Genomic DNA, 21,954 nt, shown 5'->3' with positions numbered 1-21,954 from the left:
TGTTATTGCAACGGCACGCGCTGTATCGGCGCCGATTGCGAGGAGGGCGCGGGTTCGATGGGCGTGACCGGACTGTCCGCCGATGGGGCGGCAGGGGTGGCATTCGGTGTCGGGCCGCTCTCCGGGGCGCCTGAGGGCGCGCGTATCTTCGGATCGCCCTTCAGCAGCACATGGTTCACGACCTTGTTCACGCCGCTGATGTTGCGGGCGTGGTTGATGACGCGTTCCAGCTCCTCGCGGCTGACCGCCACGCCCATCAGATAGACGATGCTGTGGATGGTCTCGACGCTGTAATTGATGGCGTTGATCTGGCTGTCGAACAGCAGCTTGCTGCGCAGCTGCGTGCTGATCCACACATCGGTGGCGTAGCTGCCGCCGCGCGAGCCTTCCTCGCCATCGACGCGGATTTCGTTGATCACCTCGCGCACGCCCTGGACCTGCCAGACCAGCCGCACGGCTTCCACCCGGTCTTCCGGCTTTGGCACCACGCCGGTCAGCAGCACCCTGCCATTGGAGACCGACAGGCCGACGCGGCGCATCATCTCGATGTCCTTCTCGAACCAGAGCCGGTTGATCTGCGCGCGGATGCCGGTGTCGCTGGCGGCGGTGTTCAGCCCGCCCTCCTGTTGCGCGGCAACGCCGGCGGTCGCACCGGCGCCTACCGCGATGCCGAGCGGCGTGCAGGCGGCGAGGACCGGGAGGGAAAGGGCGAAAAGGATGGAAAGCAGCAGAAAACGAGAGCGGATCATGGAGTCTGTGGTTCCCGAATCGGCGCGTGAGGCGAAGATGAGCGGTACTGTGCCTCTGAAATGTCGCAGAAAAAGGGCCGTCATGCAGCCCGTAAGATTGCGGCGGCTAGACACCTTCCCGCCAGGCGTCACGGATATGGCGGGGCAGCAGGCCGCCATCCAGCAGCATGGCGTCGAATCGCAGGGAAAGCCGGTCCCCATCCGGCTGGCGCTGGGCGAACCAGCCGAGCGCGCGCAGGATGCGGCGGCGCTGGTCCCGGCCAATGGCCTCGGCGGCATCCTCCAGCCGGCCGCGCCGCTTCACCTCGACCGCGACCAGCGTGCGCCCGCGCCGGGCAACGATATCGATCTCGCCGACCGGGGTGCGCAGGTCGCGCGCCAGGATGCGGTAGCCCTTCAGCCGCAGCAGCCACAGGCACAGCGTCTCCGCCGCGATGCCCCGCCGGCGCGCCCGCTGCCGTTCCTGCCGGCTGCGGCGCTTCATTTTTGCTCCCGGGTTTGCTCCCGGGCCAGCTCCAGCGCGCGGGCATAGACCTGCTTGCGCGGCAGACCGGTCTCCCCGGCCACCAGGGCGGCGGCGTCGCGTGTGCTGTTGTCCGCGAGCGCCCGGCGCAGGGCCGCATCCAGCGTGTCGGCACTGGCCGCTTGCGCTGCCGGTGCGCCGACCACGACGACGATCTCGCCCTTCGGCGGCCCGGCCTCGGCATAATGCGCCGCCAATGCCGAGAGCGGATTGCGGCGCACCTCCTCGAACAGTTTGGTCAGCTCGCGCGCCACGGCGGCGGGACGGTCGCCCAGCACGGCCGCCATATCGGCAAGGCTGGCGGCGAGGCGCGGCCCGGATTCGTAGAAGACCAGCGTCGCCGGTACCGCGGCCAGTTCGCCCAGCGCGGTGCGCCGCGCGCCGGATTTGGGCGGCAGGAAACCGGCGAACAGGAACCGGTCGGTTGGCAGTCCGGCCAGCACCAGCGCCGTCAGCAGCGCCGAGGGGCCAGGGGCTGCGGTGACCGCCAGCCCGGCCGCCGCCACGTCGCGCACCAGCTTGTAGCCCGGGTCCGACACCAGCGGCGTGCCGGCATCGCTGACCAGCGCCACCGCCTTACCCTGACGCAGCGCGTCCAGCAGGGTCGGGCGAACCTTATCGGCATTATGGTCGTTATAGGCAATGAGTGGACGCTTCAGGCCGAAGGCGGTCAGTAATTTGCCGGTGATTCTTGTATCCTCGCAGGCCACCAGATCGGCGGCAGCGAGAATGTCGCGGGCACGCATGGTAAGATCGCCCAGGTTTCCGATCGGCGTGGCGACGATGTAGAGTGCCGGCGTCAGCGCCGTGACCGGCTTCCGGTCACCCGGTTTAGGGCGATCACCTAGTGTAGGGGCAGCCGGCCTCTGGCTGGGCGGTTTGCGGTCGATCACGGAGCGCGACATGGGTTTACCGATGGCAGCTTGGAGAAACAGGTGTCTGGCCTTTCTACGCTAAAGCGTCGCGGCGTGCCGCAAAAGCGTTCCGCCTATGCGGCGATCGCCCTGGTGTGTGTTCTGGCGGTGCCGCTGCTGGCCGGCTGCGGCGGCTCGCGGGGCCTTGGCAGCGATATATTCGGCGATTCAGCCAGCGGGCCGGCGCTGGCCACGCCGGCACCATCGGCGCCGGCAACGCCGCCGCCGGCCACTCAGGGGCCGCTCTCCACCGTGCCGGCCGCGCCATCGCTGATTCCGCCGTCGGTCCGCGCGCCCGGCGGCCAGGTCAGGATCGCCATTCTGCTGCCGTTGAGCGGCCCGGAGGCGCGCATCGGCCAGGCGCTGCTGAACGCGGCCCAGCTTGCCTTGTTCGACGTGGCGGATGCCGATTTCCAGCTGCGCCCCTACGATACCGGCGCCGACCCCATGGAGGCTGGCGCGGTGGCGCAGCAGGCGCTGGCCGACGGCGCCGAGATCATCCTGGGGCCGCTGTTCGCCGCGGCGACGACCGCCGTCGCCCCCTACGCGCATCAGGCCGGCGTGCCGGTTCTCAGCTTCTCGAATGACGAGGCGGTCGCCGACCAGGGCGTGTTCGTGCTGGGCTTCCTGCCGCGCGACCAGGTGGCGCGGGTGGTGCGCTACGCTACCGCGCAGGGCATTGTGCGCTATGCCGCGCTGGCCCCCGACACGCCTTATGGCCGTTCGGTCACGCGTGCCCTGCAGGAGACGACGCAGGAAGCCGGGGCGACGACCGTACGCGCCACGCTGTACAATCCCGGCACTGGGGATTTCACCCAGATCGCCCGCCAGTTCGCCGATTACGACCAGCGCAAGCGCGCGCTGGCATCGGATAAGGCAAGGCTCGCCGGGCGCGATGACGAGGCCTCCAGGCGTGCGCTGGCGCGGCTGGAACGCATGGAAACGGTGGAGGAACTGCCCTATCAGGCCGTGCTGCTGCCCGATGCCGGCCAGCGGCTGCGCAGCCTGGCCCCGATGCTGGCCTATTTCGATGTCGATAACCGCAAGGTCCGGATGCTGGGCACCACCTTGTGGGACGATGCCTCCATCGCCGGCGAGCCGACACTGGGCGGCGGCTGGTACGCCGCTCCCGCGGCCGATATGCGGGCGACCTTCGAGAACCGCTATCAGCAGGCTTTCGGCGCCCGCCCGCCGCTGGTGGCCGGCCTTGCCTACGATGCCACGGCGCTGGTGGCGCTGCTGGCGCGCGACCGTGACCAGCCGGATTTCAGCCTGGAGACGCTGACCTCGCCGGAGGGCTTTGCCGGGGTGAACGGCATTTTCCGGCTCAAGCCCGACGGGCTGAACGAGCGCGGTCTCGCGGTCTATGAAATCGGCGATGGCCAGCGTCGCGTCATCGATCCGGCGCCGCAGAGCTTCCAGCCGCTTATAAATTGACGGATTAACTAGACGACGTTCAGCTCCAGGATCGGTTCGTCGCGGGCGAAGCGCTCATAGCCGAAGCGGGTCAGGTCGATGCTGCGATAGCCGCCCTGCAGGATCAGTTCGGCGACGGCACGGCCGACCGCTGGGCTCTGCTGCAGCCCGTGGCCGGAGAAGCCGTTGGCGAAGATCAGGTTGGCGATCTCCGGATGGCGGCCGACGATGCCGTTCTGATCGACGATATTGTAATCGTAATGCCCGGCCCAGGCGCCGGTCAGCTTGATCGCCTCGAAGGCCGGCACGCGCGCCGCCAGCGCCGGCCAGACGACCTCCTCGAACAGATCGTACTCAACCTCCAGATCGTCGGAATCCGGGTCGCGGTCCTCGGGCGGCGAGACGCCGCCGATGAAGCCCTTGCCCTCGGGCCGGAAATACACCCCGGACGGATCGATGGTCAGTGGCGCCAGTGGCGCGATGGGTGTGCGGCAGTCGAACACATAGACGAAGCGCTTCCGGGGCGCGACTGGCAGGGCGATTCCGGCCAGCGCCGCAAGCCGGCCGGCTTGCGCACCGGCCGCGTTCACCATCGTTCCGCAAGCGAGACGACCTCCCTCGCGCAGGGTGACGGCGGTAATGCGCCCCCCTTCCCGCCCAGAATCCCGCTCGATGCCGACCACCTCGTCCTTCAGATAGGTGACGCCCAGTGACCGCGCCTTGCGCTTGAAGGCCTGCAACAGGGTGAAGGGGTCGAACCAGCCCTCGTCGCGCACGCCGAGGCAGCCGAGGGCGAGGCCGTCGAGGCTGAGCCAGGGGAAGCGGCGGGCCAGCTCGTCCGGTTCCAGCAGCACCGTGCCATCGACGCCCTGGGCGCGCTGGGTGGCGTGGTTCCGCTCCAGGATGGCGCGGCCGGCCTCGCTGGCCAGGAACAGATAGCCGCCCTCGACGAAATGGATGTCGGGGCGCTCGCCCTCGACCTCCAGCAGATCGGGTACGCGCTTCAGGAAAGCCGCACCGAACTGGCCGATGGCGATGTTCTCCGGGGTGGAGAATTGCTGGCGGATGCCGCCGGCCGACAAGGGCGTGGAGGCGCGGGCGTAGGTCGGGTCGCGCTCGATCACCGTGACCCGGTCGGAAAAGCCGGGATCGCTGGCCAGGAAATAGGCGATGGCGCTGCCGATGACGCCGCCGCCGACGATGGCGATGTCCGTGCTGTTCACGGGGCTGTTGGGAACCTGGTCGCTCACGATAGGGCGCTTTCCTGATGGTTCGGCCGGGCACGATCCCGGATAGGCGTGGTGCGGGGGCCTTAAATCGCTTAGCTTTAGCGCTATCTTATAGCGAGGGAACGGGCTTCCCGAAACGGCTGAAAGCAAGAGGATGTTGTCTTCGATTCTGGGCAAGGCCCCGCTGGGTAAGGAATCGGGCAAGACGCCCGGCAAGGCGGTCGCCGGACGGCCCGGCGGCGCTGTCGCCGACAAGGCCGCGATCATCGATCCGGTCAGGCTGCGCCGCGATCTGGCGGCGCTGGCGGCGCGTGACGATCTGAAGGCGCAGGAGCTTCGCAACGGCGTGCTGTCGCGTCTGCGCGACGCGCTGGCGGCCGGCCATGACGAGGTGGAGCGGCGCTTTCTTGCCCACAAGCCGGGCGAGCGGATCGGCGAAAAGACCGTGCGCAGCCTCGCCTTCCTGATCGACGAGCTGGTGCGGGCGCTGGCCGATTTCGCTGCCGGCACGGCCTACCCCTCCGCCAATCCGACGCTCGGCGAGCAGCTGGCGGTGGTCGCGGTCGGCGGGTACGGACGCGGCGAGCTGGCGCCGCAATCCGATGTCGATCTGCTGTTCCTGCTGCCCTACAAGCAGACTCCGCGCGGCGAGCAGATCGTCGAATACATGCTCTACATGCTGTGGGACATGGGGCTGAAGGTCGGCCATGCCACGCGGTCGGTGGATGAATGCCTGCGTCAGGCCCGTGAGGATGTAACGATCCGCACCGCGCTGCTGGAATCGCGGATCATCTGGGGCAACGAGGCGCTGCATGAGGATCTGCAGCAGCGTTTCTGGGACGAGCTTGCTGACAGCACGGTGCTGGAGTTCGTCGAGGCGAAGCTGGCCGAACGCGCCGCGCGGCATAGCAAGGTCGGCGGCTCGCGCTATGTGCTTGAGCCGAACATCAAGGAGGGCAAGGGCGGCCTGCGCGATCTGCACACGCTCTACTGGATCGGCAAGTATGTCTATCACACGGAGACGGTGAGCGGGCTGGTGGAGGCTGGCGTGCTGACCGCCGCCGAACGCCGCAAATTCGCCAAGGCGCAGGACTTCCTGTGGACGCTGCGCTGCCACCTGCATTATCTGACCGGGCGCGCCGAGGAGCGGCTGACCTTCGACGTGCAGAGCGAGATGGCGCGGCGGCTGGGCTATACCGACCATGCTGGCGCCATCGCCGTCGAGCGCTTCATGAAGCATTATTTCGTGGTGGCGAAGGATGTCGGCAATCTGACCCGCATCGTCTGCGCCGCCATTGAGGCGAAGATTCAGCGCCGCCCCAGGCTGCGCCTGCCGTCCCTGCCGTTCCGCAAGCGCAATTTCGACGGTTTCGTTCTGGATGGCGAGCGCCTGTCGGTGCCGCGCCCGGATATGTTCGAGGCCGACCCGGTGAACTTCATCCGGCTGTTCCATACGGCGCAGGAACATGATCTCGACGTGCATCCCGACGCGCTGCTGCTGATCACGCAGAATCTGCGGCGGGTGGATGCGGCGCTGCGCAACGATGCCGATGCGAACCGGCTGTTCCTCGATATCCTGATCTCACGCAAGGGGCCGGAACGCATCCTGCGGCTGATGAACGAGGCCGGCGTGCTGGGTCGCTTCATCCCGGATTTCGGCCGCGTCGTGGCGCAGATGCAGTTCGACATGTATCACGTCTATACGACGGATGAGCACACCATCCGGGCGATGGGCATCCTGCACCAGATCGAATCCGGCGCGCTTGCCGAGGTGGCGCCGGTGGCCAGCGAGGTGGTGCACAAGGTGCTGTCGCGCCGCGCGCTCTATCTTGGAATGTTCCTGCACGACATCGCCAAGGGGCGCGGCGGCAACCACTCGCTGCTGGGCGAGAAGGTGGCCCATCGGCTGGGGCCGCGTCTCGGCCTCAGCGACGAGGAGACCGAGACGGTCGCCTGGCTGGTGCGCAACCATCTCTGGTTCACCGCCTTCGCCTTCAAGCGCGATATCGGCGACCCGAAGACGGTTCAGGATTTCTGCGAGATCATCAAATCGCCGGAACGGCTGCGCCTGCTGCTGGTGCTGACCGTGGCCGATATGCGCGCGACCAACCCGGCGATCTGGAACAACTGGAAGGCGGCGCTGCTGCGCAGCCTCTATTACCGGGCCGACGAGGTGCTGTCCGGCGAGGTGTCGGAGGCGGCCCTGGCCAGCGGCCAGCAGAACATGGCGCGCGCCGAACAGGCCAAATCTGCGCTGCGGGCGGCACTGCCGGACTGGCCAGCGAAGACAATCGAGGCGCATCTCGCCAAGGGGCCGCTTTCCTACTGGCTCGGCCACGACACCGAGGCACTGGTGCGCCACGCCCTGCTGATGCGCGAGGCGGCGGAGATCGACCAGCCGCTGCTGATCGATACCCGCATCGACGGCCAGCGCGGCGTTACCGAGATCACCATCTGCACGCCCGATCATCCCGGATTGTTCAGCCGGCTGGCCGGCGCTATGGCGGTTGCCGGGGCCAGCATCGTCGATGCCCGTATTTTCACCATGGCCGACGGCATGGCGCTCGACACCTTCTGGGTGCAGGACGCGACCGACGGGCCGTTCGACCAGCCGAGCAAGCTGGCGCGGCTGTCGGCGGCGATCCACAAGGCGATGTCGGGCGAACTGAAGCCGCGTCAGGCGCTGCGCGAGAAGGCGGCGGGCGCGCTGCCCAGCCGGACCCGCGTGTTCAAGGTGCCGCCGCGCGTGCTGATCGACAACAAGGCCAGCGCCACCAACACGGTGATCGAGCTGAACGGTCGCGACCGGCCGGGCCTGCTGTCCGATATCGCGCGGGCGCTGAACCAGCTTTCGCTGCAGGTCTCCTCGGCGAAGATCTCGACCTATGGCGAGACCGCCATCGACGTGTTCTATGTGAAGGATGTGTTCGGGCTGAAGGTCGAGCATGCCAGCAAGCTGTCGGCGATCCGCGAGAAGCTGCTCGCCGCCCTGGCCGAGCCTGGAGCGGCCTCGGCCCCGGTACAGGCCCAGGGGCACTCGGGCGAAAAGCGCCGCAAATCGGCCACGGTGCAGGCGGCGGAATAGCGCCGCCCGCGAAATCGGGATCGCCAGACTCTCACAAATCGGCTAGAGCCTTTCGCCATGTCGATGCTGCGCCACATCGCCACGGTCGGCGGCTATACGCTGGCAAGCCGGGTCACCGGCTTCGCCCGGGATATCCTCATCGCCGCGCTGGTGGGCGCGGGGCCGGTGGCCGACGCCTTCTTCGTCGCCTTCAAATTCCCGAACTTCTTCCGCCGGCTCTCTGGCGAGGGCGCCTTTACCATCGCCTTCGTGCCGATGGTCTCCGGCCTGCTGGCAACGCAGGGACGGGCGGCGGCGCTGGATTTCGCGCAGCGCACCCTGGCGGTGATGGCCGTTGTGATGCTGGGCTTCCTTGCCGTGATGGAGGCGATCATGCCCTGGGCGATGCAGGTCATCGCGCCCGGCTTCGTCGCCGACCCGGCCAAGTTCGATCTCGCGGTCGATCTGGCCCGCATCACTTTTCCCTACCTGCCGCTGATTTCCTTCGTCGCGCTGATCGGCGGACTGCTGAACGCGACCGACCGGTTCGCGGCGATGGCGGCGGCGCCCATCCTGCTGAACATCTGCCTGATCCTGTCGTTGTTCGCGCTGGTTCCCTATGCCGAGACGCCGGGCCATGCGCTGGCCTGGGGCGTGCTGGTCGCAGGATTCGCGCAATTCTTCTTCCTGCTGGCGGCGGCGCGCCGTAACGGCCTGCCATTGCGCCTGGTGCGGCCGCGCCTCACGCCCGACATCCGCAAGCTGTTCCGGCTGATGCTGCCGGCCGCGGTGGGGGCCGGCGTCATGCAGATCAACCTGCTGGTCGATGTGCTGCTGGCCTCGCTGCTGCCGACCGGGGCGATCTCCTACCTCTATTACGCCGACCGGATCAACCAGCTGCCGCTGGGTGTGGTCGGCATCGCCATCGGCACGGCGCTGTTGCCGCTGCTGTCGCGCCAGGTGAAGGCCGGCGAGGATGCGGCGGCGCTGGTCAGCCAGAACCGCGCGCTGGAGATCGCGCTGCTACTCACCTTGCCGGCAACGGCGGGGCTGGTGGTGCTGGCCGGCCCGATCGTCGAGGTGCTGTTCCAGCGCGGCGCCTTCACCGCCGCCGACGCGCAGGCGACCGGGCTGGCGCTCGCCGCCTATTCGCTGGGCCTGCCGGCCTATGTTGCGGTGAAGGTGCTGGCACCCGGCTTCTATGCCCGCGAGGATACGGCGACGCCGGTGAAGGTGGCGATCGCCGCGATGGCCGCCAACATTGTCGTCGGCGTGGTGCTGATGCAGTTCATCGCCCATGTCGGGCTTGCCCTGGCGACGGCTTTCTCCTCCTGGCTGAATGTCGCGCTGCTGGGCACGATCCTGGCGCGGCGCGGCGGCTTCGTGCCGGATGCAAGGCTGCGCGGCCGGGCCTGGCGCATCCTGGTCGCCTGCCTCGCCATGGTCGGGCTGCTGCTGGCCGGGCTGGAGGTCTGGACCCTGAGCCAGGGCATGGCGCCGGCGCTGCGCGCCGCGGTGCTGGCCGGGCTGGTGGCCGCCGGGGCGGCGCTCTATGGCATCGCCTGCCAGCTCACCGGCGCGGCGCGCTGGGGCGAGCTGAAGGGCATGCTGCGCCGAAAGCCCTGAGAGCCGAAAGCCCTGAGAGCATGCCGCGAGCATGCCGCACTTGACCCTGGCCGCGCGATGCGGGAATAGTCCCCGGCTCTTATCCACAGCTTTCCCCATCAGGGTTTTCGCGCATGTCCAATAATCTGATCTTTTCCGGCATCCAGCCGACCGGAAACCTGCATCTCGGCAATTACCTGGGCGCGATCCGCAACTGGGTGAAGCTGCAGAATGATTTCGACTGCATCTTCTGCGTCGTCGATCTGCACGCCATCACCATCCCGCAGGACCCCAAGGTGCTGCATGCCAGCATTCGCGAGGTCGCGGCCGGTCTGATCGCGTCGGGTGTCGATCCGAAGCAGAACATCCTGTTCAACCAGAGCCGCGTGCCGGCGCATGCGGAGCTTGCCTGGGTGCTGAACTGCATCGCGCGCATGGGCTGGCTGAACCGGATGACCCAGTTCAAGGACAAGGCCGGCAAGAACCGCGACAACGCCACGGTCGGGCTCTACGTCTATCCGAACCTGATGGCCGCCGACATCCTGACCTACAAGGCAACCCATGTGCCGGTCGGCGACGACCAGAAGCAGCATCTGGAGCTGGCGCGCGACATCGCCCAGGCCTTCAACAGCCAGTATGGCGTCGAATTCTTCCCGCTGCCGGAGCCGCAGATTTTCGGCGCGGCGACCCGCGTCATGAGCCTGCGCGACGGCACCAAGAAGATGAGCAAGTCGGACGCTTCCGACCAGAGCCGCATCAATCTGACCGACGGGCCGGACGAGATCGCGCAGAAGCTGAAGCGCGCCAAGACCGACCCGCTGCCGCTGCCGGAATCCGTCGAGGATATGGCGGCGCGCCCGGAAGTCGCCAATCTGATCGGCATCTATGCGGCCCTGTCGGATCGCGATATTGCCGATGTGGTGACGGAATTCGCCGGCAAGGGCTTCGCCGAGTTCAAGACCCGGCTGGCTGATCTCGCCGTGTCGGTGCTGGGGCCGATCGGGCTGGAGATGCAGCGCCTGACCGCCGACCCCGGCTATGTCGATTCCGTGCTGCGCGAGGGCGGGGAGAAGGCCAACGCCATTGCCGCCCCGATCGTCGATCAGGTGCACGATATCGTCGGCTTCCTGCGTTAGAATTCCTTGGTTTTGCCGTTTTCGCGCCGCAATCCGGCGCTATCCGATTACCTGCCATGATGCGCGTCCGCTTGATCCGGCAGGGAATTCGGACCATATAGGTCCTGAATTGATCCTGTCAGCAAAGCAAAACGCGTGTCGCGTGGAGTGATAGCCATGTTCATCCAGACCGAATCGACGCCGAACCCGGCAACCCTGAAGTTCCTGCCGGGGCGTAGCGTGATGGAAGAAGGTACGGCGGATTTCGCCGATGCCGAGTCCGCCCAGCGCTCGCCGCTGGCCAAAAGGCTGTTCGCCGTCGATGGCGTGACCGGCGTGTTCTTCGGTTCCGACTTCGTCAGCGTCGCCAAGCGGGACGACAAGGAATGGTACGTGCTGAAGCCGGCCGTGCTGGGTGCCATCATGGAGCATTTCACGGCGGGCGACCCGCTGCTGCTGGCCGATGATGCGGCCGACGCGGCGCCGGCCGGCGAGGATAGCGAGATCGTGCAGACCATCAAGGAACTGCTCGATACCCGTGTCCGCCCGGCGGTTGCCCAGGATGGCGGCGACATCGTCTTCAAGGGTTTCGAGGATGGCGTCGTCTATCTTCACATGCAGGGTGCCTGCGCCGGCTGCCCCAGCTCGACCGCGACCCTGAAGATGGGCATCGAGAATCTGCTGAAGCATTATATCCCCGAGGTTGCGGAGGTACGCGCCGCGATGTAGCGGCCGCCCCCGCCCCGATCCCCCGACCGTTCCCGCGTTCGATGGCCGTGCCGCAAGGCGCGGGCGGAAGGGGTTTGTTTTAACAAGACGGAGCGACACGAGGATGCGGAAGCCCGATTTCGCGACTTCTTCCCTCGGCCTGCTGGCCGCCGCCGTGGTTGTGCTGCAGGCGACGGCGATCTTTGCCGGACCCACCCTGCCCTATTATCCCGCATCGGGGATCGGGCAGGCCGTTCCGGCGGCGACCGCCACCGTGATGCAGCCGCCGCAGGCGGACGCGGCCATAACCGCCGCCAAGGCCCGATATGCCACCGCCCTTCCCCGGGTGCGGCTGTTTACCGGTGCAGCTGATGCGCCGCTGCCGGGCACCGTTACCAGCGTCCGGCGCAGCCATGAGGCGCGCCAGCTGTTCGAGCTGGCTGGCTATGATCTGGCGGCGGTGCGGGCCGGCGAAAGCGATGTCCCGCGGCTGTTTCTGGCACAGGTGCCGAACGATCTGCGCAAGCTGCGCGAGGTCGAGGAACGCAAGAGCATCTTCATCAAGACGGTGCTGCCGCTGATCCTGCGGGTGAATGAGGAAATCGCCGAGGATCGCAGTCGGCTGCTGGCGCTGGACGCGCGGCTGAAGGCGGGTGCGGTGCCCGGCCCGGCGGAGCGGCGCTGGCTGAACAGCCTCGCCGCCGCCTACGGTCTTGAGGCGGCGCAGCCGGGCGGCCTGCCCGATCTGGCGGCGCTGCTGCTTCGGGTGGATGAAATTCCGGTGGCGCTGGCGCTGGCGCAATCCATCGAGGAGAGCGGCTGGGGCACCTCGCGCTTTGCCCGTGAAGGCAATGCGCTGTACGGCCAGTATGCCTGGAGCGAATCGGCCGGGCTGAAGCCGGCGGGCAGCGGACCGGACACCGCCCATGTGGTGCGCAGCTTCGACCGTGTCATCGATGCGGCGGCGGCCTACAGCCTGAATCTGAACACCCATCCCGCCTATCATGATTTCCGCGCGGCGCGGGCCTCGCTGAGGGCTGCCGGCAAGCCGCTGGATGCCGAGGCGCTGGCCGGTCATCTGCTGCGCTATTCGGAACGCGGGCAGGATTATGTGCGCACGCTGCGCATCATCATCCGCGCCAATCGCCTGGACGAGTTGCAGCAGGCCAGCCTGGCCAGCGGCATGGTCGTGGCGATGGCGGATGAGGCCCCGAACCGGCGGGACGAGAGCTGAGGGTCAGTTTTCGCTTCAGTTCTCCGGCACGTAGAATTGCAGGCCGAACCAGCGCCAGCGCGACTCCGGGCCAGGCATGGTGCAGTTGAGACGCGCGCGGCCGGCGGGCAGCGGCTCGCTCAGGCGGATTTCGATCCGGCCGGCGGGCAGCCGCTCGATAATGGTGCGACCCTGGCGCGAGGCGAAACAATCGAGCTGCGCCGTATCGCCGATGCCGGGCATCACGGTGAATCCGATGGCCGGCGGGTTCCTGCCGGTCAGCACCGGATCGTTCGGAGTCAGCTCGGTGACCGGCAGCGGCAGCGCGTTGGCGACCAGCCGGAACCGGTCCAGCCCGCCATAATTCTCGTTCAGCGGAAAGCGCGGCAGCTGATGGCGGTCCATCTGGCTGTGCGCCACGCCGGAATGCTGGCCGAAGGCGGCAAGGAAGCCCTCACCCGCCACCAGATCCCGGATCGCCGCCGAATATTCCCCGTAGGGATAGGCCAGCAGGGTCGGTTTTTGCCCGATCTCGGCCTCGATGCGCGCATTGGCCGCGCGGATATCGTCGCGCACCCGGTCGAGCGGCAGGGTCGGCAGATGGTCGTGACTGGCGGTCTGGTTGCCGATCTCCACGCCGCCCCGCGCCATTTCTCGGATTTCGTCCCAGCTCATATAATCGCCGCCGCTGCGCTGCACCACATCGGTCGAGACGAACAGGGTGAAGGGCAGGTCGGCGGCGCGCAGCCGCGGCCAGGCCTCCAGATAGACCGAGCGGTAGGCGTCGTCGATGGTGATCGCGACGGCGCGGTCGGGCAGCGGCTTGCGGTCGCGCAAGGCGGCCACGATCCGCGACAGCGGCAGCACCTGGTAGCCGCCGCTCTTCAATTCGGCCAGATGCGCCTCGAACTGGTCGATGCGGATGCTGGTGGAGGGCAGATCCTCTTCGCCGAACCGGTGATACATCAGCACGACGGCCGAGCTGTTCTCGCCAACGGTCTGGCTGCCCGTGGCGTTCTGGGCCGTGGTGTTCTGGGCCACGGCGTGCGGCGTCGCCGCCGCGACGGATACCGCCAGGACGGCACCGCAGAGAGAAGTCCTGGCAAGAAAAGCTGGGGTCATCCGCACCATGTCTAGCTGCAGTCCTTGTGACAATACTGGGTCGCAAACCGGGTCGATATTCAGGTCGGGGCCAAGGTTTTCGCGTTATTTTATGTTTAATAATAACATGAAAGACCGTTTTGACGCTCGCGAATCCGCGTGCCGCTCATGCCTGTTTCATCAGGCCGGGCCGCAGGACGCTGTCGCTGAGGATCGGCAGGCGGCGCGGCTGGAACAGCTGATAATGCCACCATTCCTTGTCATAGAAATCCCAGCCGGCGGCCGACATGATGCCCAGCAGCAGATGCCGGTTGCGTTGCGCCGTCACGGAGACGCCCAGGCTGCCATGCCAGGACAGTGGCGTCGCCGCATCGAAGCCGGTGCCCATGTCGAGTTCGGCGCCACTGCCGTCGATCAGCGTGAGATCGACCGCGGCACCCCGGCAATGCGGCCGCGCGCCGGTGCGCGGGTCGGAGACGAAATCCGGGTCAGGCAGGGCGTGCCACAGCGCCCATTGCGCCTCCAGCGGGCGGAAGGCGTCCAGGATCTTCAGGCGATATCCGAGTGCGCCGGCCAGGGCGGCGGCCCGGCGCAGTTTCGGCTCCGCCTCGACATGCAGATAACAGCCGGCGCGGCCATAGATCGGCCGGCCCGTCAGATTGTCGGCTGTGGCATAGGCGAGCGCCAGGACGACGCCATGCTCCGCTTCGGTAATTTCAACAAGCATCGTGCCTTCCTGTCGCGGTTTGCCTCTTGTGCCGAGGCCGTGTATCTCCATTTGCAAAGGCGTTCTAGCATGACCCGGCGCGGCGCGGGAGAGCGCCGGATGAATGCCGGATTGGATGGATCGAAAGGGCGGCGGTGAAGATTCTGGCTCTCGATAGCGCGCTTTCCGCCTGCTCCGTCGCGGTGCTGGCTGACGGTGCGGTGCGTGCCGTGCGGCGCCAGGCGATGGCGCGCGGCCAGGCGGAGGCGCTGCTGCCGATGGTGCGCGCGGCGCTGGATGAGGCCGGTCTTGGTTTCGCCGATCTCGACCGGCTTGCCGTGACCGTCGGTCCGGGCTCCTTCACCGGCCTGCGCATCGGGCTTGCGGCGGCACGCGGGCTGGCGCTGGCAACCGGATTGCCACTGACCGGAATCACCACGCTGGAAGCGCTGGCCGCCGCTGTCGATCCGGCGGCGCGGCAGGGCCGCGTGACCGTGGCGCTGATCGATTCGCGGCGCGGCGATGTGTTCGTGCAGATCTTTGGCGAGGATGCGGCGCCGCTGTCGGCGCCGGCGGCGGCCGATCCGGCGGCGCTGGACGCGCTGCTGCCGGCCGGTCCGCTGTTGCTGGCGGGCGATGCCGCACCGGCCGCGCTGGAAGTCTTGGCAAGGGCCGGCCGCGATGTCGCCCTGGCAGCCGACAGTGCCCTGCCCGACCCGGTCGCGGTGGCGCGGCTGGCGGCGGCGCGGCCCCTGCCTGACGGGCCGGTCACAGCCTCGGTCACGGCACTATATTTGCGCGCGCCGGACGTCACCCTGCCGCGCCCGCCGGTGCTGCGCGCCCTGGCGTAACGTGAACGGATCGAAAGACGGGCAGGCCGATGGCTGAAGAGGCGAGGGACATTCGGGCCAGTGCGGTTCTGGCCGGGCCATTCGATATCGATCTGCTGGCGCGGCTGCAGGCGCTGTGCTTCGACCAGCCCTGGGGCCGGGACTTCGTCGCTCGCATGTTTGCCGTGACCGGCGGCTTTTCCGTGTTGCTGAAGGTCAATGCCCGGACCGGTCGCGTGCCGGTCGGCTTTGCGATGTGCCAGTTGGTGGCCGGGGAGGCCGAGTTGCTGACGCTGGGCGTGCTGCCGGATTATTCCGGCCGCGGCCTTGGCCGGTACCTGCTGCGCTCCTGTATGGACAAGGCGGTGGCGCGCGGTGCCAGCGTTATGTACCTCGAGGTTTCGGAAAAGAATCAGGCGGCGCAAAGACTGTATGAGGCCGCCGGCTTTTCCGTGATTGGCCGCCGCGCGAAATATTACAAGGAAATAGATGGAAGCCAAACTGACGCCCTGAACATGCGCTGCACCCTTGTCGGTTAGGGCGTCGCTATTAGCGCCTCCGCATTTTTGCCATGAATATTGTAGAAAATTTCATCGTCGCGAAGACGTAAGTATTGAATTTCAACAAGGGACACTCTAATTCTAGAGCAGTCTTTAATTCGGAGTTGTTTTATGTCGATTCAAATGACGGACGTTGTCGAAAGAGACGAAATGCTTCGCCTTACGGTCGAAATTGTCTCTGCCTACGTCTCGAATAACACTATTGCGATGCATGACGTGCCGCAGCTGATCGAGCAGGTGCATGGCAAGCTTGGCAATCTGGGTGAGGCCGTCCAGGCGCCGCAGGAAAAACTGCAGCCGGCCGTGCCGGTGAAGAAATCGGTGACGCCCGACTTCATCATTTGCCTGGAAGACGGCAAGAAGCTGAAGATGCTGAAGCGGCATCTGAAGACCGCCTACGACATGACGCCCGAGGAATATCGCGAGAAGTGGGGTCTGCCGGCCAGCTATCCGATGGTGGCGCCGAATTACGCCAAGCAGCGCAGCAAGCTGGCACGGGCCATTGGCCTGGGCACGCGCGCGCGTCGCGATGCGGCGGAATAAGGCTTTTCAGCCGTCCGCCGCCACGTTGCCCGCCCGCCCGCTGTCACCTTCTTGCCACTCCGGTGGTCAGGTTTGGGGCCGGGCGGGTTTTATCTGTCAGGCGACGTCGCGAACCGCTTTGGTTTGCGGCGTCGTTTTGGTTATAGTCACGGCAGATAAAATGGGAGGCAATTGCACCGATGGAACCGTCACGCCTTGAGCGTTTGTGCCTGGAAAAGGGCCTGAAGATGACCGAGCAGCGCCGGGTCATCGCGCAGGTGCTGTCCAATTCAACCGATCACCCCGATGTCGAGCTGGTCTATCAGCGCGCCACGGCGATCGATCCGCGCATCTCTATCGCCACTGTCTATCGCACCGTCCGGTTGCTCGAAGAGGCGAGCATCCTGGAGCGGCACGATTTCGGCGACGGTCGGGCGCGTTATGAAGAGGCGCCGGAAGAGCACCATGATCATCTGATCGATATCGAAACCCGCACCGTGGTCGAGTTCCAGAGCGAGGAAATCGAAAAGCTGCAGGAAGAGATCGCGGAGAAACTCGGTTACCGGCTGGTGGGTCATCGCCTGGAGCTCTACGGCATACCGCTGAATTCGACGCGCCGGCGCCCGCTTAAGTAAAACGGCTGAAATAAGACGGCTGGCCAAACAATAGGAACGGCTTCTCATGTCGCACCCAGCGCATCCGCCCCAGTCTCTTGCGGCGGCCGCGGAACCTCCCGGCACTAAAACGACGGCCGGGGAGGCCGCTTTCTCGCGCGGACGTCCGACTCGCGGGGCCGGCGCCGAAGGCGGTGGTCCAGCCGATCTCGGCGATCTGCGCTCGGGCACGCTGGAAGTCCGGCTCGCCCGGACGCCGGAGGATGTGGCGGCAGCGCAGGCGCTGCGCTACCGCGTGTTCTACGATGAGATGAACGCCAAACCCTCGCCGGAGATGGCGGCGGCGCGCCGCGACTTCGACAGTTTTGACGATGTCGCCGATCATTTGCTGGTCATCGATCATGCGCTGGGTGACGGGCCGGAATCGGTGGTCGGCACCTACCGGCTGATCCGGCGCGAGGCGGCGGCGAAGCATGGCGGTTTCTACACGGCCGACGAATACGACATCGCCAAGATCCTCGCCTTCGACGGGCCGATCCTGGAACTTGGCCGGTCCTGTACCGATTCGCGCTACCGTAACCGCCCGACCATGCAGCTTCTATGGCGGGGTATCGCCGCCTATGTCTTCCATCACGGCATCGAGTTGATGTTCGGTTGCGCCAGCCTACCCGGCAATGATGTCGAACAGCTGGCGCCGGCGCTGTCCTATCTCCATCACAATCATCTGGCGCCGGAGGAATTGCGGCCGCACGCCTTGCCGGAACTTTTCACCGAGATGAACCGGCTGCCGCCCGATGGCTACGACGCCAAGCGCGTGCTGGCAGGCCTGCCGCCGCTCATCAAGGGGTATCTCAGGCTGGGCGGCTTCGTCGGACAGGGCGCGGTGATCGATCCGCAGTTCAATACCACCGATGTCTGCGTCATCGTGAAGACCGGACAGGTGAAGGAGAGCTATTATCGGCATTATGCCCGGACGACGCAGGATGCCTGGGGTGAGTAGAAGGCTGGCGGTGCAGTAATGGGCAATTCCCTGCTTTCCTTCGCGCGACTGCTGGTCTATCTGGCCTTCACCCTGCCGCTGATGCCGGTGCAGGCGCTGGCGGTGGCGCTGCGCCTCGATCTCGCGCGCACGCTGCCGGTCTTCTATCACCGCAAATGCCTGCCGATCATGGGATTCAGGCTGGAGGTGCTGGGCGAGCGGCTGGAACGTGCGCCGGTGCTCTATGTCTGCAACCACGCCTCCTATCTCGACATCACGGTGCTGGGGTCGCTGATTCCCGGCAGCTTCGTCGCCAAGTCGGAGGTGAAGACCTGGCCGTTCTTCGGCTGGCTGGCCCAGCTCCAGCGCACCGTCTTCGTCGTGCGGCGCGGCAATCATGCCGGGCGCCAGCGCGACAATATCGCCAGCCGGCTGAACAAGGGCGGCAACCTGATCCTGTTCCCGGAAGGCACCAGCAATGACGGCAACCGCGTGCTGCCCTTCAAGAGCGCGCTGTTCGCCGCCGCCGAGACCCGCATCGACGGCGAGCGGGTGCAGGTGCAGCCGGTATCGATCTCCTATACGCGGCTGAACGGCATCCCGATCGGCCGGTCGTTGCGGCCGTTCTTCGCATGGTATGGCGACATGGCGCTGGCCGGGCATCTCTGGCGCGTGCTGGGGCTGGGCGTGGTCACCGTCACCGTGCGCTTCCACCCGCCGGTGACGCTGGACGATTTCCCCGACCGCAAGGCGATGGCCGCCTATTGCGGGCAGCAGGTGCTGCTGGGGGTGACGGCGGCCAATGCCGGCCGCGAGATGCCGGTGGTGCCGGGTCCCGGGGCCGGTGGGCCGGGAACCGGGCCGGAGAGTGTCCCTGCGGGTGTCCGTGGGGGTGTCCCGGAAGGCATCCCCGGGGCTTTGCCATCCGTCGTGCCGGGTGTGGCTCCCGGGGCGGTTGGCGCGGTGGCGTGACTCCGGGCTTTCGGATTCGTACTGGTTTTCCGGAGCATGGACGCCTAGATAAGGGCCTTCGAAGATAAACCCCCGCCGGCACGCCCGGCGGTTGCGGCAGGAGTTGGGACCGAGCGTTGGCGAAGAAGCTTTTCATCCGCACCTATGGCTGCCAGATGAACGTCTATGATTCCGCCCGCATGGCGGATGTCCTGGCACCGCTCGGCTATGCCCCGGCGGAGACGCCGGACGGCGCCGACATGGTCATCATCAACACCTGCCATATCCGCGAAAAGGCCTCGGAGAAGACCTTTCACGAGCTTGGCCGGTTGCGCCAGCTGAAGGACCGCAAGGCGGCCGAAGGCGGGCGCATGGTGCTGGCCGTGGCCGGCTGCGTCGCCCAGGCCGAGGGGGCGGAGATCATGGCCCGCGCGCCCTATGTCGATATGGTGTTCGGCCCGCAGGCCTATCACCGGCTGCCGGAAATGGTGGCCCGCGCCACCCGCGCGTCCGGCGGTCCGGGGGAAAGGGGCGTGCTGGATACGGATTTCCCGGTCGAGAGCAAGTTCGACCATCTGCCCGAGGAACAGGCGCTGCAGGGCCATTCCGCCTTTCTGACGGTGCAGGAGGGTTGTGACAAATTCTGCACCTTTTGCGTCGTGCCCTATACGCGCGGCGCCGAATTCTGCCGTCCCGCCGCGCAGATCCTGGAGGAGGCGCGCCGTCTGGTACGCGCCGGCGCGGTCGAGATCACGCTGCTTGGCCAGAATGTGAATGCCTATCAGGGCGAGGGGCCGGACGGGCGCGACTGGGGCCTCGGGCGGCTGATCCGCGCGCTGGCGGAGATCGACGGGCTGGCGCGCCTCCGCTACACCACCTCGCACCCGCGCGACATGGATGATGATCTGATCGCCGCGCATGGCGAGGTGCCCGCGCTGATGCCCTATCTGCACCTGCCGGTGCAGTCCGGTTCCGACCGCATCCTCGAGGCGATGAACCGCAAGCACAAGGCGGAGGACTATCTGCGCATCGTCGAGAAGCTGCGCGCCGCGCGGCCGGACCTGGCGCTGTCCTCCGATTTCATCGTCGGTTTCCCCGGCGAGCGCGATGCCGATTTCGAGGCGACCCTGCAGCTGGTGCGCGATGTGGGCTACGCCCAGGCCTTCTCCTTCAAATACAGCGCGCGGCCCGGCACGCCGGCAGCGCTGCTGGAGCTGCAGGTCGATGAGGCAGCCAAAACCGAACGGCTGGCCGCACTGCAGGCGCTGCTGGGCGAACAGCAGACCGGCTTCAACCGGTCGATGGCCGGCCGCACCTTGCCGGTGCTGGTGGAGAAGGCCGGCAAGTTCCCCGGCCAGCTGATCGGCAAGAGCCCCTATCTGCAATCGGTGGTGATTGAGGGCACGCCGCGGCTGATCGGCAGTATCGTACCGGCGGTCATCAGCGCCGGTTATCAGAACTCGCTGGCGGGTACAGTCGGGGCGGGAACGGTCGAGACGGCCGCGCCCGCCGCGCTGGCATCCTGACGAGGGGGCCGCTTGACCACGCCCGATCTGATCCAGCCGCCGATCCATCTGAAATTCGACGATGCGAGCCTGCTGGCCACCCTGTTCGGCGACCATGACCGCAATCTGGTGCGCCTCGAACAGAAGCTGGATGTCGCCATCACCTATCGCGGCGACCTGGTCTCCATCGACGGCGTGATCGGCAATGCGAATGCCGCCAAGCGCGCCATCGAGGGGCTGGCGAACCGCATCGGCCGCGCCGGCAAGCGCGCCACCGTGCCGGAATTCGCCGATGTCGATGCGGCGGCCAATTTCGCGCTGCGCGACCAGGACGAACCGGGCGCCGGGGGCATGGCGGAATTCGCGGACGAGGCCGAGGCGCTGCCGACCTGGAAGCGCGCCATCGCTCCGCGCTCGCCGACCCAGGCGGAATATCTGGAGGCGCTGCAGCGCAACGAGATGGTGTTCGGCCTTGGTCCCGCCGGTACCGGCAAGACCTATCTGGCGGTGGCGATGGGCGTGTGGATGCTGAAGCAGCGCCGCGTCGATCGCATCATCCTGTCGCGCCCGGCGGTCGAGGCCGGCGAGCGGCTGGGCTTCCTGCCCGGCGACATGAAGGAGAAGGTCGATCCCTATCTCCGCCCGCTCTATGACGCGCTCTACGACATGATGCCGGGCGACCAGGTGGAGCGCAGGGTCGGCAGCGGCGAGATCGAGGTGGCGCCGCTCGCCTTCATGCGCGGGCGCACCTTGTCGAATTCCTTTGTCATCCTGGACGAGGCGCAGAACACCACGCCGACGCAGATGAAGATGTTCCTGACGCGGCTCGGCGAGAATTCCCGCATGGCGGTGACCGGCGACCTGACGCAGACCGACCTGCCGATGGGGGCCAGGTCCGGCCTGCGCGACGCGCTGGAAACGCTGCAGGGTGTGCCGGGTATCGGTTTCGTGCAGTTCACGCACAAGGATGTGGTGCGCCATCCGCTTGTCACCCGCATCGTGCAGGCCTATGACAAGCGCGAGCGGCCGCTGCTGTCCAGCGGCGCGCCGGAGACACCGGCATGAGCGCGGCGGCGCTTGAGGTGGCGGTGGATGTCGCCGATCCGGCCTGGCAGGCGGCTGTTCCCGGCCTGGAAGGTCTGGTGGAGCGCGCCGCCCTGGCCGCGCTGGCGGAGGCTGGTGCGCCCGGGGGGTTTGTTGACGGGCCGGCCGAGCTGGCGGTGCGGCTCACCGACGATGCCGAGCTGCAGGCGCTGAACCGGCAATATCGCGGCAAGGACCGGCCGACCAACGTGCTGTCCTTTCCCGGCGATGCGGATGATGCGCTGCCCGGCGAACCGGCGCCGCTGGGCGATCTGGCACTGGCCTATGGCACGGTTGCGCGGGAGGCATCGGAGCAGGGCAAGAGCCTGGCCGATCACCTGTCGCATCTGATCGTGCATGGGACGCTGCATGTTTTGGGGTATGATCACGAGACCGAGGCCGAGGCTGCCGAAATGGAGGCCCTGGAGGTCCGTATCTTGAGCGGGTTCGGTATATCCGACCCCTATCTGCTCGGTCCCGCCGCAGAAGCGGGGGCCGGGTTTTTGAAGGAGGCATAGCGCCGCGCTACGATGAGTGAGCCATCTAGTACCCAGCCCCGTGTGGACG

The 21,954-nt window shown here is 66.9% G+C and carries 21 protein-coding genes; 15 read left to right on the top strand and 6 right to left on the bottom strand.

Going from position 1 to position 21,954, the window contains the following annotated elements; all coding sequences use genetic code 11:
• Nucleotides 1-2: 2 nt before the first annotated feature.
• The 3 genes from BKM74_RS00620 to rsmI all read right to left on the bottom strand — a co-directional run bounded on the left by BKM74_RS00620 (nt 3) and on the right by rsmI (nt 2,177).
• The gene (locus tag BKM74_RS00620) at nt 3-749 is read right to left on the bottom strand and encodes a BON domain-containing protein (protein WP_086463767.1); all 747 of its coding nucleotides are present in this window, start codon (nt 747-749) and stop codon (nt 3-5) included.
• Between the two features lie 106 nt (nt 750-855).
• Nucleotides 856-1,233, bottom strand: coding sequence for a YraN family protein (locus tag BKM74_RS00615; protein WP_086463766.1), 378 nt, complete (start codon nt 1,231-1,233; stop codon nt 856-858).
• Nucleotides 1,230-2,177 (bottom strand): 16S rRNA (cytidine(1402)-2'-O)-methyltransferase, encoded by a 948-nt coding sequence (rsmI, locus tag BKM74_RS00610; protein ID WP_245825690.1) that lies wholly within the window; start codon nt 2,175-2,177, stop codon nt 1,230-1,232. The genes BKM74_RS00615 and rsmI overlap by 4 nt, the downstream gene beginning before the upstream one ends.
• 30 nt (nt 2,178-2,207) lie before the next feature.
• On the opposite strand from rsmI, the gene BKM74_RS00605 reads away from it, so the two are divergent.
• Nucleotides 2,208-3,623, top strand: a complete 1,416-nt coding sequence (locus BKM74_RS00605; RefSeq protein ID WP_140055999.1) for a penicillin-binding protein activator — start codon at nt 2,208-2,210, stop codon at nt 3,621-3,623.
• A gap of 8 nt (nt 3,624-3,631) precedes the next feature.
• On the opposite strand, the gene BKM74_RS00600 is transcribed toward BKM74_RS00605, so the two are convergent.
• Nucleotides 3,632-4,852 (bottom strand): NAD(P)/FAD-dependent oxidoreductase, encoded by a 1,221-nt coding sequence (locus BKM74_RS00600; RefSeq protein WP_086463764.1) that lies wholly within the window; start codon nt 4,850-4,852, stop codon nt 3,632-3,634.
• A 133-nt stretch (nt 4,853-4,985) separates the two neighbouring features.
• Between BKM74_RS00600 and BKM74_RS00595 the strand changes: the two genes are divergently transcribed.
• The 5 genes from BKM74_RS00595 (at nt 4,986) to BKM74_RS00575 (ending at nt 12,557) form a co-directional block, all read left to right on the top strand.
• Entirely contained in the window at nt 4,986-7,916 is a 2,931-nt protein-coding gene (locus BKM74_RS00595; protein ID WP_086463763.1) for a [protein-PII] uridylyltransferase, read from the top strand.
• A gap of 57 nt (nt 7,917-7,973) precedes the next feature.
• Nucleotides 7,974-9,521 (top strand): murein biosynthesis integral membrane protein MurJ, encoded by a 1,548-nt coding sequence (gene murJ, locus BKM74_RS00590; protein WP_086463762.1) that lies wholly within the window; start codon nt 7,974-7,976, stop codon nt 9,519-9,521.
• Nucleotides 9,522-9,634: 113 nt separating this feature from the next.
• Nucleotides 9,635-10,636 carry a tryptophan--tRNA ligase gene (gene trpS / locus BKM74_RS00585; RefSeq protein WP_086463761.1) on the top strand — a complete coding sequence of 334 codons (1,002 nt, stop codon included), beginning with the start codon at nt 9,635-9,637 and terminating at the stop codon, nt 10,634-10,636.
• A gap of 156 nt (nt 10,637-10,792) precedes the next feature.
• Nucleotides 10,793-11,344, top strand: a complete 552-nt coding sequence (locus tag BKM74_RS00580; RefSeq protein WP_086463760.1) for a NifU family protein — start codon at nt 10,793-10,795, stop codon at nt 11,342-11,344.
• A gap of 103 nt (nt 11,345-11,447) precedes the next feature.
• Nucleotides 11,448-12,557: a glucosaminidase domain-containing protein gene (locus BKM74_RS00575; protein WP_086463759.1), complete on the top strand. Its 1,110-nt coding sequence runs from the start codon at nt 11,448-11,450 to the stop codon at nt 12,555-12,557.
• 15 nt (nt 12,558-12,572) lie between these two features.
• On the opposite strand, the gene BKM74_RS00570 is transcribed toward BKM74_RS00575, so the two are convergent.
• Both BKM74_RS00570 and ddpX read right to left on the bottom strand, forming a co-directional pair.
• The gene (locus tag BKM74_RS00570) at nt 12,573-13,667 is read right to left on the bottom strand and encodes a polysaccharide deacetylase family protein (RefSeq protein ID WP_086463758.1); all 1,095 of its coding nucleotides are present in this window, start codon (nt 13,665-13,667) and stop codon (nt 12,573-12,575) included.
• A gap of 136 nt (nt 13,668-13,803) precedes the next feature.
• Nucleotides 13,804-14,364 (bottom strand): D-alanyl-D-alanine dipeptidase, encoded by a 561-nt coding sequence (gene ddpX / locus BKM74_RS00565; RefSeq protein ID WP_086463757.1) that lies wholly within the window; start codon nt 14,362-14,364, stop codon nt 13,804-13,806.
• Nucleotides 14,365-14,498: 134 nt separating this feature from the next.
• Between ddpX and tsaB the strand changes: the two genes are divergently transcribed.
• The 9 genes from tsaB to ybeY all read left to right on the top strand — a co-directional run bounded on the left by tsaB (nt 14,499) and on the right by ybeY (nt 21,905).
• Nucleotides 14,499-15,194, top strand: a complete 696-nt coding sequence (tsaB, locus tag BKM74_RS00560; protein ID WP_086463756.1) for a tRNA (adenosine(37)-N6)-threonylcarbamoyltransferase complex dimerization subunit type 1 TsaB — start codon at nt 14,499-14,501, stop codon at nt 15,192-15,194.
• Nucleotides 15,195-15,223: 29 nt separating this feature from the next.
• Nucleotides 15,224-15,712: a ribosomal protein S18-alanine N-acetyltransferase gene (gene rimI / locus BKM74_RS00555; RefSeq protein WP_086463755.1), complete on the top strand. Its 489-nt coding sequence runs from the start codon at nt 15,224-15,226 to the stop codon at nt 15,710-15,712.
• 171 nt (nt 15,713-15,883) lie between these two features.
• Nucleotides 15,884-16,276 carry a MucR family transcriptional regulator gene (locus BKM74_RS00550; RefSeq protein WP_407668602.1) on the top strand — a complete coding sequence of 131 codons (393 nt, stop codon included), beginning with the start codon at nt 15,884-15,886 and terminating at the stop codon, nt 16,274-16,276.
• 179 nt (nt 16,277-16,455) lie between these two features.
• The gene (locus BKM74_RS00545) at nt 16,456-16,890 is read left to right on the top strand and encodes a Fur family transcriptional regulator (RefSeq protein WP_086463754.1); all 435 of its coding nucleotides are present in this window, start codon (nt 16,456-16,458) and stop codon (nt 16,888-16,890) included.
• Nucleotides 16,891-16,936: 46 nt separating this feature from the next.
• Nucleotides 16,937-17,869 carry a GNAT family N-acetyltransferase gene (locus tag BKM74_RS00540; RefSeq protein ID WP_086463753.1) on the top strand — a complete coding sequence of 311 codons (933 nt, stop codon included), beginning with the start codon at nt 16,937-16,939 and terminating at the stop codon, nt 17,867-17,869.
• 18 nt (nt 17,870-17,887) lie between these two features.
• On the top strand, nt 17,888-18,820 hold the full coding sequence (locus tag BKM74_RS00535; RefSeq protein ID WP_245825687.1) for a lysophospholipid acyltransferase family protein: 933 nt from the start codon (nt 17,888-17,890) through the stop codon (nt 18,818-18,820).
• 116 nt (nt 18,821-18,936) lie between these two features.
• The gene (miaB, locus tag BKM74_RS00530; protein WP_086463752.1) at nt 18,937-20,325 is read left to right on the top strand and encodes a tRNA (N6-isopentenyl adenosine(37)-C2)-methylthiotransferase MiaB; all 1,389 of its coding nucleotides are present in this window, start codon (nt 18,937-18,939) and stop codon (nt 20,323-20,325) included.
• Between the two features lie 12 nt (nt 20,326-20,337).
• Nucleotides 20,338-21,369 (top strand): PhoH family protein, encoded by a 1,032-nt coding sequence (locus BKM74_RS00525; RefSeq protein WP_086463751.1) that lies wholly within the window; start codon nt 20,338-20,340, stop codon nt 21,367-21,369.
• Entirely contained in the window at nt 21,366-21,905 is a 540-nt protein-coding gene (gene ybeY / locus BKM74_RS00520; protein WP_086463750.1) for an rRNA maturation RNase YbeY, read from the top strand. The genes BKM74_RS00525 and ybeY overlap by 4 nt, the downstream gene beginning before the upstream one ends.
• Nucleotides 21,906-21,954 lie beyond the last annotated feature (49 nt).

The organism is Oceanibaculum nanhaiense (assembly GCF_002148795.1).
Classification (GTDB): Bacteria; Pseudomonadota; Alphaproteobacteria; order Oceanibaculales; family Oceanibaculaceae; genus Oceanibaculum; species Oceanibaculum nanhaiense.
This window is presented reverse-complemented; position numbering and strand designations above follow the sequence as displayed.

Bases quoted from the DNA above. Each gene is read 5' to 3' on its own strand.
- BKM74_RS00620 (WP_086463767.1), bottom strand. From the start codon at position 749: ATGATCCGCTCTCGTTTTCTGCTGCTTTCCATCCTTTTCGCCCTTTCC.
- BKM74_RS00615 (WP_086463766.1), bottom strand. From the start codon at position 1,233: ATGAAGCGCCGCAGCCGGCAGGAACGGCAGCGGGCGCGCCGGCGGGGC.
- rsmI (WP_245825690.1), bottom strand. From the start codon at position 2,177: ATGTCGCGCTCCGTGATCGACCGCAAACCGCCCAGCCAGAGGCCGGCT.
- BKM74_RS00595 (WP_086463763.1), top strand. From the start codon at position 4,986: ATGTTGTCTTCGATTCTGGGCAAGGCCCCGCTGGGTAAGGAATCGGGC.
- murJ (WP_086463762.1), top strand. From the start codon at position 7,974: ATGTCGATGCTGCGCCACATCGCCACGGTCGGCGGCTATACGCTGGCA.
- trpS (WP_086463761.1), top strand. From the start codon at position 9,635: ATGTCCAATAATCTGATCTTTTCCGGCATCCAGCCGACCGGAAACCTG.
- BKM74_RS00580 (WP_086463760.1), top strand. From the start codon at position 10,793: ATGTTCATCCAGACCGAATCGACGCCGAACCCGGCAACCCTGAAGTTC.
- BKM74_RS00575 (WP_086463759.1), top strand. From the start codon at position 11,448: ATGCGGAAGCCCGATTTCGCGACTTCTTCCCTCGGCCTGCTGGCCGCC.
- BKM74_RS00570 (WP_086463758.1), bottom strand. From the start codon at position 13,667: ATGGTGCGGATGACCCCAGCTTTTCTTGCCAGGACTTCTCTCTGCGGT.
- ddpX (WP_086463757.1), bottom strand. From the start codon at position 14,364: ATGCTTGTTGAAATTACCGAAGCGGAGCATGGCGTCGTCCTGGCGCTC.
- rimI (WP_086463755.1), top strand. From the start codon at position 15,224: ATGGCTGAAGAGGCGAGGGACATTCGGGCCAGTGCGGTTCTGGCCGGG.
- BKM74_RS00550 (WP_407668602.1), top strand. From the start codon at position 15,884: ATGCTTCGCCTTACGGTCGAAATTGTCTCTGCCTACGTCTCGAATAAC.
- BKM74_RS00545 (WP_086463754.1), top strand. From the start codon at position 16,456: ATGGAACCGTCACGCCTTGAGCGTTTGTGCCTGGAAAAGGGCCTGAAG.
- BKM74_RS00540 (WP_086463753.1), top strand. From the start codon at position 16,937: ATGTCGCACCCAGCGCATCCGCCCCAGTCTCTTGCGGCGGCCGCGGAA.
- BKM74_RS00535 (WP_245825687.1), top strand. From the start codon at position 17,888: ATGGGCAATTCCCTGCTTTCCTTCGCGCGACTGCTGGTCTATCTGGCC.
- ybeY (WP_086463750.1), top strand. From the start codon at position 21,366: ATGAGCGCGGCGGCGCTTGAGGTGGCGGTGGATGTCGCCGATCCGGCC.